Source organism: Flavobacterium sp. B330r (genome assembly GCF_056824325.1).
The window spans coordinates 2454606-2469488 of sequence record NZ_CP124860.1 but is presented as its reverse complement, the minus strand read 5'-3'; the positions used below and the strand labels follow the sequence as shown (position 1 = coordinate 2469488).

The window sequence follows — 14883 nt, the reverse complement described above, 5'->3', positions numbered from 1 at the left end:
TTTTTTTGTGCTTTTTTATAACTTCTTTTATGTCTTATACTAACACAAAAAAAGCTTATGCGTTTACAAAATATTTATATTTTAAAGTAAGTTTATATAATCTTTAAAAGATAATAAATGAAAATTGTTACGACTTATAGTTTTGAGAAAAAAAAATATGCCATTTACCTTCTTATAACAATCCTTTTTTTGCTTTCTTCGAAAGTGGCTGCGCAAAACGATACTCTCTTTTTTGATAAACAATGGAAAATATCTACCAAAGAAGTTGCTTTTTATTACAGAATTAAGCCTTTAAAAATAAAAACAAAAGATGCTTTAGGATATAAAATAAAGAATACTGACTCTCTTTTTACAATTTACGATTACTATTTAAATAGCAATAAAATACAATTTCAAGGCTATTCTAAAGATTACAATGGTGATTATTTAGTTGGGAAAGCAAAATGGTATAATGAAAACGACGACACAATTGAAACGAGAGAATTTGACTACAGAGAAAACAATGCTACACCAAAATTTAGGATTCCAGATTGGCCTATACTTTATTTAAATTATTCAATTGCCAACAAAAGTCTTTTAACTGCAGGTATGGAATTTTGTTTAGTTTGCCATACTGACAACAAACTCTTCATAGGTGCTGGGTACGGAATTACAAACAGCTACAATGACAAATATTATGGTCTTCCAGATCTACATTTGTCATTTAATACAGAATATTTTCTATTTTTAAAAGCTGGGAGTTCTACTAAAAATGCATATGCAATGGGAGGCGTAACCTTTTTAAACATGATAGATTTAGGCTTAGGTTATTCACTTTCATATAACAAAGAAAAAATTCCAACTTATGAGGGATTTACCACTTCAATTACGTTCCGATTTACAAACAATAAAAATGTATATGGCAAATTCAAAATCATGTAATAAATTCATTATTCCTTTACAATTTCAATTTTTCTTCTAATTTCATTTCCAGAAGCATCTACAACTGTTATGTAATGTATTCCTGTTGTTGGCCTAATAGGCAGTTCATGAAAAGTTTTTGTTGTGGCTTTATAAACATCATCAACATACCAAAATAATTCTTTATCTCTTTCAGAATACGCTACTTTCAAAATTACGGGCTGTATGTTACTGTTAAAATCCTTTGTTAAATATATTTTACTATTCGCTTTCGGATAAATAAAGTCCATTGTAGTGGTTTGCGTTCCTTCGCATCCTTCTTTAAATGGCGGTAACGGCAAATATTCAATATGCTGGCTTTTATAATACCAAGCCATAACAGGAGGCAGTACAAACCAGTTTCTAGTCACAATATTATCGATACTCTCACAGCTGCTATTAACCTGAAATTGCTCTGTTTTATCCAAATGAATGGTTCTATGATACGGACAAACCTTAGTCGATTTACCTTTTTTAGAGACCCATTGTTTAATTTTTGGGCAATTTTCTTTTGCCAGATAACCGCTTAAACGGCAAACCTCAACTTCTGCTAAATCATTATACGGAGTATCAAACCATCGTTGTCTTGGCAATAAATTAAAAACGTCAAATAAAATTGGTGCAGCGCTCGTAACTCCAGTTAAAGTTGGCCTTCCCTCCCCTGTTGCATTTCCTACCCATATTCCAACTACATATCTTGAATTTGTTCCAATAGCCCACGCATCACGATTTCCGAAACTGGTTCCCGTTTTCCATGCAATTTTAAGCGAACTGTCATAAAACTTCCAGGCTTCATCTCCTTCCGGCCTATTAACCTCTTCCATCGCATTGTACGTTAACCAAATTGATCCCGCACCCAAAATATTCTTCTGGTCGGTTTCTGAGCCAAAATCGGGCTTAAAATCATTTTTATAATTGAGTTCGGTAAATTCGTTAGTACGATATTTACTTTTATTTTTAGTGTAATAATTGACCGTAGACGAAAGATTTGCATAGGTTCGGCATAAATCCCATAAATTACTTTCGGCACCTCCCAAAATAAGCGATAGCCCATAATGATCGGGAGTTTTATTTATGTTTTTTAATTTAAATTTTTGAAGTTCTTCGTAAAACTTGTTTACAGTAAATTCCTGAAGCATTAAAACCGCAGGAATATTCAACGAACGTGACAATGCACGATGTGCAGGAACAGCGCCATCAAAAGTTAAATTGAAATTTTGAGGCGTATATCCAGAAATCTGTGTTGGTATATCAGCTACTAAAGTATTGGGCAGTAATTCGCCATCATCCAACATTGCTCCATACAAAAGTGGTTTTAGAATACTTCCTGTACTTCTTGGCGAATCAATAATATCTACGTCTTTTTGATGATCTGCATCTGCCGGAGAATTTCCAACATAACTCATTACATTTCTACTCTGAACATCAATAACCAAAATCGCCAGATTATGAACCTCATTCTGTTTATACTGGTTGTAATAATATCTTGCAATTTGATTGACACGATTTTGCAAGGCATAATCAATAGTAGTTTTTACTCTTGTTCCTTCTTCATTTTTTGCAACTCTCTGTAATAAATGCGGAGCGATTTGAGGCAAATCATACGGTTTTTGAGGCAATGGTTCTTCTATTGAAAGTTCGTACGTCTGCTTATCGATAATACCTTCCTCATGTAGTTTTAGTAAAAGTCGGTTTCTTTTGTTCAATAATTTTATCTGGTTTTTCCCCGGATAAATTAAACTTGGCGCATTGGGTAAAACAGCCAAAACTGCATTTTCTGCCCATGATAACTGATTGGACTGCACTCCAAAATAGCGCCATGAAGCCATTTCCAATCCCACAACATTTCCACCAAAAGGCGCATGTGCAGCATACATTTCTAGAATTTCATTTTTAGAATACCCTAATTCTAATCTCGTGGCGAGAATAATTTCTATTATTTTTTCAAAATACGTTCTGTTTTTTCCTTTTCGGGATAATCGAATAACCTGTTGTGTTAAGGTACTTCCTCCTCTGACCACTTTTCCTGCTTTTCTGTTTTGTTTAAAAGCATTAATCATCGCACCAGGATTGAATCCGGGGTGTTTATAGAAATACTCGTCTTCAAAATACACAATGCATTTTTTAAACTTATCTGGAACGCTATCTTGTGCTGGAAAACGCCATTGTCCGTCACGGGCAATTTTAGCTCCAAGTAATTCTCCTTCTTTGCTTTCAATTACGGTTGAATAAGGTTCTTTGAATAACGTTCGAGGTATCGAAAAATAGTAAATCAGCAAGAGCAGAAATGCAATTGCTGATTTTATTTTATTTCTTTTTATCCAGTTTAGAATGCGCTGAAAGAACGCTTTTAATTTATTTTTCAATGCTTGTTTTTTTTAACCGCAAAGGCGCTAAGTTATCGCAAATTCACAAAGTTTTTTTTTGCTCGCAGATTCAGCAGATCTTATTTTATCTGCTTGATCTGCAAAATCTGCGAGAAACTTTTTTCCTAAGTTTGCAAAGTTTTTGTCACAGATTAAAGGATTAAAAAAGATTTTGAAATCTGTGATAATCTGTGCAATCTGTGGCTAAAAAAAATTATTTCACAACCTCAACCCAGAATCCTTTTGTTCTGGCTAAGAATGTATTATCATACATCGCTTCACATTGTAATCCTGGCAGGTAATAATTCCCTAAATACGATGCATTTAACAGGATTCTAAATACTTTAGTTTCTCTAGCTTTCATTCCGAAATAGAAATTAGTTCTGTCATCTCGAATATCAATATAATCTGCAATGTTGTTTACAGCATCTCCATAATCGGTAAAACGAGTGTTTACAATTTCGAATCCTGAAGGCAGAATTTGAGATAACGCTACGTTTTGAACGCTTTCTCCTCTTTGGTTTTTAATCGTAACCTCGGCCACAAATTCAGTTCCCTGATTAATTCTTGAAACATTGATTACGCTTCCTTTTCTGTTTTTGAAAACAATAGAAGCCGTAACATCACTTTGAACCGCATTTTCTTGTCCGATAGGCAATATTCCGGTGTTCAATACACGAACATAAACTGTATTGGCTTTATTGTTTTTCAACGTAACGCTATTTGTTCCAGAAGCAACAGACAAACTGCGATCAGCAACCGATTTACCTGTATTGATTGTCTCTCCTTTTCCGTTTTTACTAAATTGGATATTGATTCCTTTCGGACCATTACTCACCGCAAATTTCGACATTGCATACAAACAATAAGCCGTTGTCTGCGTACTCATCCATTGATTGGCTGACATTTCTTTAGCTAATTTTGTTGCAGTAACAAATGCTTTTTGTTTCTGATCTAAAAGAAGCATCGTTTCTAAAGCCATTGCTCGGTTTCTTTCACTTGAACCATAATAGTAATAGCTGTAGCCATCTGAACTTCCATCAATGCTGGTTTTCAGGAACAAACTTTGCCCAGCCGATTTCTGACCTGCTAAAACATAAGCTGCGGCTAAGCGAAGCATACTTTCATTCGAAATGCCTTTTGTTTCTCTCAATCTGTTCATTGCTGATAAATCAGCATTTCCTGCTAAAGCTAAAGTATATAAACGATATGCCTGAGCCAGATCATTTCCGTATTTTGGTTCAAAACGCCATTGTTTCGCTTCTTTCTGCTGATACGACAGCCATTTCGATTTGAAATTAATTGGCAGTACATATCCTTTTTTCTCTGCTTCAATTAAGAAATGTCCAGCATAAGAAGTTCCCCAATCATCTGCAATTGCATTTCCTTGCCAGTACGGCATTCCGCCATTTGATAATTGGAAATTACCCAATCTGGCAATTCCGGCTGCGATATTTTTCTGAATCAGATCTTTGCGTTTCGCATCTATATCTGCCACATCGCCCAAATACAATTGCGGGAAAACAGATGAAGTCGTCTGCTCTACACATCCATGAGGGTATTGAATTAAGAATTGCAATCTTCCATTCAAATTCATTGATGGCATTGACGAAACTTCTAATCTTGCCTTATTGCTTCCTGCAATTCCGAAAGTTTTCCATGAAATTGTCTTCGTACTATTTGGCGTTAAAACAACATCTGTAAATGTACTCGTAACCGGATTTGGATTCGTCATGTCGATTTCAACATCATAAGTTGACTTCTCACTTCCAGATGTTGCTATTACTTGAACTTTTGCAATTCCTGTTGCAGAGCCTACAACCAAATTAAAATAAGCCATTTTCTCATCTGGCTGTGCAAAACTTAGCTTCTGAAGCGCGCTTCCCATTACTTTCAATCCGTTGCTGGTTTTAACCTGAATTGAAACATTTTTAATTTTATTTTCAGTTGCAAAAACAGTTACAGGCAATGTTACTTTCTCTGATGGAGAAATCTTTCTAGGCAACGAAGCCAGCACCATTAAAGGGCTCTTAACTTGCGTTGCTTTTTCGACGCTTCCGTAAGCGCTTGTATTCGCATCACCCGCTACTACCATTGTTCGAACAGAACCAATATATTTTGGAAGCTTTAAATCATGCGATTTCGTTTCTCCTTTTCCTAATTTAAATGGTCCATAATATAACACTACAGGTTTAAAACGGTTGGCTTTTTTAGCTTTTCCACCACCTAAATCCTGGTCACCACCAATACTAAAAATCTGATTTATTTTTCCGCCATAAGCGCCAATTACATCATCGTACACGTCCCAAGTTTTTACTCCTAAAGCTTCACGCACATAGAAACTATCCCACGCATTTGGTGTTTTAAAACGAGTTAAATCCAAAAGACCTTCATCGACAACTGCGATTGTATAAGTCATTTCTTTACCTGATTTTTCACCCACTTTAACCGTAAATGGCTGTTCTGGTCTTAATACATCTGGCATAGTAAGAGTTGGTGTCAAAATGGTGTTTTTATCTACGACTTCGATTGGCACAATTCCGTACATGCGAATCGGAGAATCGTTTTTAGTCGAAGCATGAGGCTGTAATAACGTGATATTGAAATATACATTTGGCGCCATCGCTCCCGTAATTGGAACCTCTACTTTTGTTTCTCCATTTTTAGTTTCAGCCCAAATAGTCTGTACAACTCTCGATCCGTTTTCAATTGAAATTAAAGCACGGCCACCTTCACTTGAAGGGAAAGAAATCTGTGCTTTTTCTCCAACAGCATAATTCTTTTTATCGGTAGAGAAAACTAACATATTGGCTGTTGAAGCATCTCTATTACGTGTTTTTCCAGACCAGATTGGCCAATCGATATTTACGGTTAAAGATGTTGCATGACCATCTTGCTGATCGGCGACACGAATTAAATAACGTCCCCATTCTTCATCTGTCAAGGCAAACTGGAAACTTCCTTTTCCACTTGAATCGGTATTGATGACAAAAGTTTTGTATGAAGTTGTTGCATTCGACGAGTTGTAATTTGATAAATTATCACTCGAAGAATCCCACCACCATCTCCAGTCTACTTTATAAACTCGTACTTCGAGATTACGAACCGATTTTGGTCTTCCGTTTTCGTCAACTGTTACAACATCAAAACGATTGTTTGTTCTCGTTTCAAGCATGCTGTATTTATTCAGTTCCGGCGTTTTTAAACCTACATAGGTTTTGTATGGAGAATAGGTCGTTGACATCACATCTGTACTAAAATCTCCTCCTTCTTCGTACACTTTTGTAATGAATGAAGCACGAAGCATTCCGGGTGCCTGACCTTGTAATCTTGGCTGAATGTTTACTGATGCTTTTCCGCTTTCATTTAATTTGCCAGAGAAAATATTAATTTCTTCTGTACTGAATTGACGTGCTAAATCATCAAAAGTATATTTTTCATAACCTTTAAAAGTCGTGCTTTGTTGAGAGAATTTAGCCTGCATTTCTACATTCAAATTCTTAGCAATTGCACCGTGAAGCCATGTTACCTCAAGATTGTCTGTATTTGGATACGAAGCCGAAAGTGTTTTTCTGCTAAATGTATTCTTGATTTTTAAACGATTTGGTTTGATGGTTTCAATCTTAATGTTCTTATAGAATTTAGCTCCACCAACACTTACCATTGCTTCCCAGTTTCCTGTTGGTGCATCTTGATTTGTTGGCACTATAAAGGCATAATGATTTAAATCATTCGTTTTTTGAACAGTCTGATAAACCGTTTTACCGTTCGGGTCGTTTAATCTGAATTTAATTGGATGTGATTTTGGAAGTTTATTCGCGGCATCATTCAAAATAAATGACAGATACAAATTATCTCCCGGACGCCAAACGCCTCTTTCTCCATAAATAAATCCTTTCAGTCCTTTTTGCAAAGTTTCACCTGCAACATCAAAATTACTTACAGATAACGAAAGTCCATCGTCTAACTTCACATAAGTCGACTGATCGCCTAAAGTAACAATGGCAAAATAGGCAAATTTATCCAATTGGAAAGATGCAATACCTTCACTGCTGGTTGCTTCTGTCGCTATTTTTTGCTGTTGGTAATTGTATAAATCTACCCTTGCATTTGAAACAGGTTCAGTTGTAACGATATTATTTACCGCAAATAAATATGATTTGTTTTCTCCTCTTTTGGCAATAACTCCTAAATCTGATGCTAAAATATTGGTTGCAATTCTAGCGTTGTAATAGTAAGAACCTGTACACGGATCTTGACTTTCTCTCCAGTCATAATCATCATAATAATAGTAATCGTCATAAGAGTTTCCGCTGTAGTTTACGTCGTTTTCATCAACTTCTTCTTCCTCGGCTTCATCATCGCTATTGTCTGATGTTTCACATTTATAAAGCGAATATTTCTTTTTATAAACAAATTCAACTCTGTAAATTGCTCCTGGTTCTGGTTTAATGATCTTAGATAAATCTAAGGCATACGTATTCCATTTCGCCAGATTTACGAGCGTACTTTCTTTTAAATTTAAAGTGGTTTTAGCAATTGGCTGTGCGACTTTTTTAAGATTTTGCCCGCCATTTAATTCATTGTATTGAAGAAATTGCAGAATATTATTTTTATAAATCTTGTATACTTTTACATCTACAGCACTTAGATTTACAGCTTCAAAATTCAGTTTTAAATTGTTGGAACTTGGCAAAATTGTTCCATTTTTAATAAAACGAATGTTTGGTTTTATCTGGTCAAAAGAAATTTTCTCGCTGTAATTGTTTTCCAGTTTTTTACCATATTGGCTCTCGATTCCCTGAAAAACTTCCAATAATAGTTCGCCCGTAACAACTTGTTCTGGTTCTTCGTCTGGTACATATTCAAAGGCTTCTTCTACAACTGCCACGGCTGAATCTACAGCAACAGCAGCTGAGTCAACCATTACCGCAGCCGAATCTACTGCAACTGCAACTGGTTCTTGCACAGCTACTGCTACAGGCTCTTGTTTTTTAGAAGCATTTTGGTTTGTAAAATATACTTTAAGTAAATTTCCTTGGGTAGAAAATTTCAGATTATTGGTGTTTTGAATCGAAACCAATCCCGCAAAATCTTGACCTTTTTCTAAAGGCTCAGAAAAATTAATTAAAACCTGCTGATTGTTTCCGTCTGGAACTTCAACTTTTATAACTTTAAATTCGTTGATGCTCGTAATCGGGAAATCGATTTGTCCTTTTTGATCAATGTCAAAATCATTTCCGTCATAGATAATTTCTAAATTAGAAGCTTCCGATTGACGCTGAATACTGTCAATTATAAAACGAAATTCTTTAGCAGGGCCAGCTACTTTCTCAAATTTAATTTTAAGATTATTACCTTTCTGCTTCGCTTCAACAAGCTTTTGAGCGGTTTCCAAATCAATATTGTCGGCTGTTTTTAAAACACAGTTTAAATATTGGTATTCTTTGCTGTACGATTGAATATCACCCGTATTGATGGTAAAATCTTGCTTAACCGTTTTAACTGTAAAGTTGAATTTTGACAGCTCCTTTTCTTTCTCTTTCGGAATGGCAGTCAGTTTATCTAAGTTTAAAGTAACCTGATATTCTGTTCCCATTTTTAGTTTTTTCTCCGGAATAAAAGCTACCGTGTTTGTTGAAAGCGCTATGACTTTTCCGTGAACACTTGGCGAAATGTCAAACAAATCGTCATCTAATTCCTGATTTGGCTTCCAGTCGTTTTTATCGAAAGCCAAAACCACACGAATGTCAGAATCCGAAGAAACAATTCCGCCCGTAAAACTGGTAATGTAATCTTTAAATAGTGAAAAATCTGAATTGAAATCTGCTGCTGATTTACGCCCGCAAGATTGAAAAATAAAAAACACAAAAGATACGAGAATTAGTCCTTTTACTTTCACCTTTAATTAGAGTTAATTGGTTAATAAACTAAGAATTTAATACAATTTACCGTCAAAAGCCTTAACAGCAAAAACGTAATTAAATTATTATAAAAGTAAAATATTTTCCGAATCCTTTAAGAAGAAAATTCTCTAATATGATTATTTAACTTTTGTTGAAGTTTTATCATTGCTCTCAAAGCTCAGAACCTAATTTTGATATAACTTTATCCATTTCTAAAAAGTGTTCTTCTGTACCCGATGAATAAAAAATTTGATTGTTACTCATTACTATAATTACATCATCATCATGATTTCCATAGAAATTTATTCCATCTGCCCATTGCGTAAAAGAAACAATTTTATTTTTATAATTCGTAGCAATAAAGCGAAAACCTTCATCGTCTATTTCGTAAAAACAATCAGAAGTAAACCCTAACGCAAAACCAGCCTGAAGATAAGCCATTGCAGTAAAAAAGTCTGTCAAGTTCTCTGTTTCCAAATTCCATTCTTTTTCATCATAACTCATGTAAACTGGCGGATTCGTTTTTGACAAATCGTCTTTATGAATTCCCCAAACACAAGCCCGTTGATTTTCATAGTAAAAAATCAAATAATCATTGTGCTTAAAATATTGAAAACGTTCTGGAACAATCAATAAATCTTGGGTCTGATTTAAATTTTGAATTTTCCCCAATTCATTATAGTAATCAACAAAAACTGCTGGAAGATCTCCAAAAATATTTTTTATAACCTTAATTTCATTTTCGGTAAAACCATTGGGCTCAGTAATGCCAAAAAGCTTTTTTATTCTTGAAAAATCTGTCATGATAATTAGTTTTATTTTCTTCTTTCTAAGAAAAAACGTTTCATCAAATCCGCAGCTTCATTAGCCATTACCCCAGAAACAACAGTCGTTTTAGGGTGCAATTTTGTTCCCATATTGATAAACCCACGTTGTTCGTCTCTTGCGCCAAAAACAATTTTAGAAATCTGGCTCCAGTACAAAGCGCCCGCACACATTTGGCAAGGTTCAAGAGTGACATAAAGGGTACAGTCTTTTAAGTATTTTCCGCCTAGAAAGTTTGCTGCTGCTGTGATAGATTGCATTTCAGCATGAGCTGTAACATCATTTAATAATTCGGTTAAGTTATGACTGCTTGCAATTACTTTATCTGCAACGACAATTATAGCGCCAACAGGAATTTCGCCTCTTTCAAAGGCTTTTTCTGCTTCCTGCAAAGCTTTTTTCATAAAATATTCGTCTGTAAAAGGATTTATCATAATTGCAAAAATAGGATTTTAGAACTTATTTTTATTACATTTAATCTTTGATATCTGAATATGGAAAGAAATTACAAAATCAGCATTCCTGAACCATGCTCTGAAGAATGGAACAAAATGACGCCAAATGAAAATGGTCGTTTCTGCATGAGCTGTTCAAAAACTGTTGTTGATTTTACCTTGATGTCTCCAGAAGAAATTCAGCACTATTTTACTCAAAATAAAAATGAAGGGGTTTGTGGGAGATTTAAAAACTCGCAACTAGAAACCATAATAATTCAAATTCCAAGTCGAATTTTACATACGCAAACACAATACCATAAAATATTTCTGCTCGCTTTATTTATTGCTATGGGAACAACTCTATTTAGTTGTTCGGACAAAGATGGAAACAAAAACAGAATCCATAAGGTCGAAATTGTGAACACAGAGAAAAATCAAGATGAAAATGAAACTGTTCCGGCATGTTATGGACATCAATTTGAACCTAAAAAAGCAAAATATGTCGGAGAACTTTCTAAAGGATTCACAACTGGAGTACTTGTAATGACTGAAAAACCTTTGAAATATGATGTCGTTTTTAGTTCAAATGATTTAGATATAGTACCCTCTCCAAAAGATGGAATGAAAAAATTCTATTCTTATTTTACAAAAAATTATAAGGCTTCAAAACAGTTAAAAATGTCAATCTTATTTGTTGTAGAAAAAGATGGCACTTTAAGTAATTTCAATGTAACAAAAAATACATCATCAGCAAATGAAGCAGAAGTTATTAAAGTTTTAGAATCTGGTCCAAAATGGATTCCTGGAAAAGTAAACAATCAATTTGTTCGATCAACTTTCATTTTGCCAATTACACTTAAATAATGAAAATAAAACATGAAATAACTACTTATATAAATCGCAAATCGTTTTTGCCAACGTTGTATGTAGTTATGGCTGTAGTTTTTTTCGGTTGTCAAAACAAAGAAAATAAACAGCAGGAAGTTAAAAGTATTGAGGTTGCCAAAGATACTTTGACAGCAAAACCAGAAGCTTTAGATGCAACTGCAATTAGTACAAAAAAAACAGATCAAGTGCCATCAGATTTATCAAAAATTGAGCAGCTTAAAATAAAAAAAACAACAACAATAGCCTCTAGAGAAGTTGATGATAACAAATCTTCAAAATCTGATAAAGTAAAAAAAGATGATGCTTCTTCTTCAACTCTAAAACCTCTTTCGAATACCAATGCCGAATTTCCTGGTGGTATTGATCAATTTCATACTTTCTTCATGAAAGAATATAAAAAACCAGAAAATGTGAATTACTGGAAACTCAATTTCACACTTGCCTTTGCGATAGAAAAAAATGGAAGTGTTTCATTTCTTGAATGTTCGCCGCCTGTTGAAGAGCCTCTAGAAAAAGAAATTATAAGGGTTTTAAACTTATGTCCTAAATGGCAACCAGGCGAATCAAACGGAAAAAAAGTCAGAATGCAATATTCTGTGCCTATTCTTCTAAAATAATACGCACAGAGAAATTAAATTTAAAACCGTAAATTTGCTTTTTACCATACAATGAAAAGCGATTTACTTTCAAACATATACAATCCGACCGATTTACGTCTTTTAAAAGAAGAACAGCTTACTCAGGTTGCTCAAGAACTTCGTCAATTTATTATTGATATCGTTTCTGTAAAAGAAGGGCATTTGGGGGCAAGCTTGGGCGTTGTAGAGCTTACAATTGCTTTGCATTATGTTTTTAACACCCCCGATGATTTATTGGTTTGGGATGTTGGACATCAAGCTTATGGGCACAAAATATTGACCGAAAGAAGAGAAAACTTTCATACCAATAGGCAAATCGAAGGTATTTCTGGTTTCCCTAAAAGAAGCGAAAGTGTTTACGATACTTTTGGCGTTGGGCATTCTTCCACTTCAATTTCTGCAGCTTTAGGAATGGCGATTGCTTCTAAGCTAAAAGGTGATTTTGACAAAGAACATATTGCTGTAATTGGCGATGCTTCTATTGCAAGCGGAATGGCGTTTGAAGGACTTAATCATGCTGGAGTTACCGATGCTAATATTTTGGTTATTCTAAATGACAATGCAATCGGAATTGACCCCAGTGTTGGCGCTTTAAAACAATATCTGACTTCTGTCAAAAACGGAAAAAATCCAATACAAAATAATATCATAAAGTCTTTAAATTTTGATTATTCGGGACCAATAGACGGTCACGATCTTCCGAAATTAATTAAAGAATTAAAACGTTTAAAAAAGATTAAAGGCCCAAAATTCCTTCATATCGTAACTACAAAAGGAAAAGGTTTGCTTCAGGCTGAAGAAAATCAGGTAAAATATCACGCGCCTGGAAAGTTTGATGCTTCGACTGGCGAAATTCATTCAAAATCGGAAGAAAATCTCCCTCCAAAATATCAAGATGTTTTTGGCTTGACCATTTTAGATTTAGCTAAAAAGAATGAAAAAATAATCGGAATTACGCCTGCAATGCCCTCTGGAAGTTCATTAAAATTTATGATGGACGAATTGCCAGATCGCGCCTTTGACGTTGGAATTGCCGAACAGCATGCCGTTACATTAGCGGCTGGTATGGCAACTCAGGGAATGATTGTTTACTGCAATATTTATTCGACTTTTTTACAGCGCGCCTATGATCAAGTAATTCATGATGTGGCGCTGCAAAACCTTCCTGTTATTTTTTGTTTGGACAGAGCAGGTCTAGTTGGAGAAGACGGAGCAACACATCATGGTGTTTTTGATATTGCCTACTTGCGTTCGATTCCGAATATGATTATCTATGCGCCTTTAAACGAAATTGAACTTCAAAACGTTTTGTATACTGCGCAACTTGGATTAGATCATCCAATTGCAATTCGATATCCAAGAGGTCGAGGCGTACTTCCAAATTGGGAAGTAGAAAATTTCGGACATTACAAAAAAATTAATTTAGGTGAAGCAAAATGTTTAAAAGATGGTACAAAAGTTGCGGTACTGTCGACCGGAACAATTGGAAATAATGTTATAGAAGCCCTCAAAGAATCTACCCATTCAGATGAGATTGCCCATTACAACTTTAGCTTTATTAAACCACTAGATAACAATACATTAACCACTATATTTAAAACTTTTAAAAACATTATTACAATCGAAGATGGAGTTAAAAATGGTGGTTTTGGAAGTGCTGTTTTAGAATTTGCAGCATCAAATAATTTTAAAAATTCGATTGAAATTTTGGGTGTTCCAGACCAATTTATTGAGCATGGAACAGTAAATCAATTACAACAATTGTGTAAAATTGACGTTAAAAATTTAATAAATCTTTTTTCTAACGGTTCAAAATAATTATTTTGCGATACCAAAACAAAAATTACCTATAATGAAATTATTGCGTTCTACCCTTTTGCTATTATTGCTTTTGTGTACTTCTAATAACTTTGCCCAGATTATACAAACAACTCTAAGCCCCAATCAAGCACCTAAACCGCCTTCAAACTGGACAGAAAAAAACCAACTTGGTTTTGACCTTTCACAAATAGCTTTTGTAAACTGGAGCGCGGGGGGAACAAGTTCTATCTCTGGATTATTTAAAGGAGAATTCTCTAGAACTTATTTGAAAGGAAATCATAAATGGTTCAACGAACTTATTATGAAATATGGTCTAAACAAACAAGAAGATATTGAAACGAGAAAAACGGATGATGCGATTCAATTGAACTCTACTTACGGTTTTAGAAAAGATACCGCTTCAAATTGGTACTACTCAGCAAAGTTTAACTTCAATACGCAGTTTACCAACGGTTACAATTATCCTAATCGAGACGTTCCTATTTCTAGACCTTTTGCACCAGCATATGTCTTTTTAGGAGCCGGAGCAGAAAATTCAAATAAAGAGAAAAACAGAACATTTTATTTCTCACCAATTACTTTAAAGACTACATTGGTATTAGATCAAAATTTGGCAAACCAAGGTTCTTTTGGTGTTAAAAAAGCCGTTTATGCGCCAGATCCTTTAGATCCAACCCAGCAAATTTTGATTGAAGAAGGTCAAAAGGTAAAAGCCGAATTTGGTATCCTTTTTACTGCCTACATGAAAAACGAAATCTATAAAAATGTTTTTTACGAAAACAGACTTTCCTTATATACTGACTATTTAAATCGATTCGGAAATGTCGACATTGATTATGACACACGTCTAGATTTGGTTGTAAATGCTTATGTCAAAGCAAACATTGGCGTTCATTTAATTTACGATGATGACATTAAAAACAAAAAAGACGTTATTGATCCTGCCACAGGAACAAAAAGTCAAGTTACTGAAGGTCCAAGAATGCAGTTAAAACAAGTTCTTGGCGTTGGTTTGGTTTATGCCTTCAAATAAAGAAATCAATAAAAATAAAAAAGCTTCTTT

The 14883-nt window shown here is 34.5% G+C and carries 9 protein-coding genes; 5 read left to right on the top strand and 4 right to left on the bottom strand.

The genetic code is table 11. The annotated features are described in order from the left end of the window. Positions 1-117: 117 nt before the first annotated feature. Positions 118-921: a hypothetical protein gene (locus tag QLQ95_RS11125; protein WP_482503836.1), complete on the top strand. Its 804-nt coding sequence runs from the start codon at positions 118-120 to the stop codon at positions 919-921. A gap of 8 nt (positions 922-929) precedes the next feature. Here the strand turns inward: QLQ95_RS11125 and pbpC are convergent, their stop codons facing one another. The 4 genes from pbpC to QLQ95_RS11105 form a co-directional block, all read right to left on the bottom strand. Next, on the bottom strand, positions 930-3305 hold the full coding sequence (gene pbpC, locus QLQ95_RS11120) for a penicillin-binding protein 1C (RefSeq protein WP_482503834.1): 2376 nt from the start codon (positions 3303-3305) through the stop codon (positions 930-932). A gap of 214 nt (positions 3306-3519) precedes the next feature. Beyond that, on the bottom strand, positions 3520-9207 hold the full coding sequence (locus QLQ95_RS11115) for an alpha-2-macroglobulin family protein (RefSeq protein ID WP_482503833.1): 5688 nt from the start codon (positions 9205-9207) through the stop codon (positions 3520-3522). 175 nt (positions 9208-9382) lie between these two features. Next, positions 9383-10015: a hypothetical protein gene (locus QLQ95_RS11110; RefSeq protein WP_482503831.1), complete on the bottom strand. Its 633-nt coding sequence runs from the start codon at positions 10013-10015 to the stop codon at positions 9383-9385. 11 nt (positions 10016-10026) lie between these two features. Further along, a complete protein-coding gene (locus tag QLQ95_RS11105) occupies positions 10027-10470 on the bottom strand; it encodes a nucleoside deaminase (protein WP_320493383.1) in 444 nt (147 codons plus the stop codon). A 60-nt stretch (positions 10471-10530) separates the two neighbouring features. On the opposite strand from QLQ95_RS11105, the gene QLQ95_RS11100 reads away from it, so the two are divergent. Genes QLQ95_RS11100 through QLQ95_RS11085 form a run of 4 tightly spaced genes read left to right on the top strand, consistent with a single transcriptional unit; the run spans position 10531 to position 14853 of the window. Then, complete coding sequence (locus QLQ95_RS11100) at positions 10531-11337, top strand: energy transducer TonB (protein WP_482503829.1); 807 nt, start codon at positions 10531-10533, stop codon at positions 11335-11337. After that, complete coding sequence (locus QLQ95_RS11095) at positions 11337-11978, top strand: energy transducer TonB (protein ID WP_320493385.1); 642 nt, start codon at positions 11337-11339, stop codon at positions 11976-11978. The genes QLQ95_RS11100 and QLQ95_RS11095 overlap by 1 nt, the downstream gene beginning before the upstream one ends. A gap of 51 nt (positions 11979-12029) precedes the next feature. Beyond that, positions 12030-13817, top strand: coding sequence for a 1-deoxy-D-xylulose-5-phosphate synthase (locus QLQ95_RS11090; RefSeq protein WP_482503828.1), 1788 nt, complete (start codon positions 12030-12032; stop codon positions 13815-13817). A 34-nt stretch (positions 13818-13851) separates the two neighbouring features. Further along, on the top strand, positions 13852-14853 hold the full coding sequence (locus QLQ95_RS11085) for a DUF3078 domain-containing protein (protein ID WP_095928045.1): 1002 nt from the start codon (positions 13852-13854) through the stop codon (positions 14851-14853). The last annotated feature ends 30 nt before the right edge of the window (positions 14854-14883 follow it).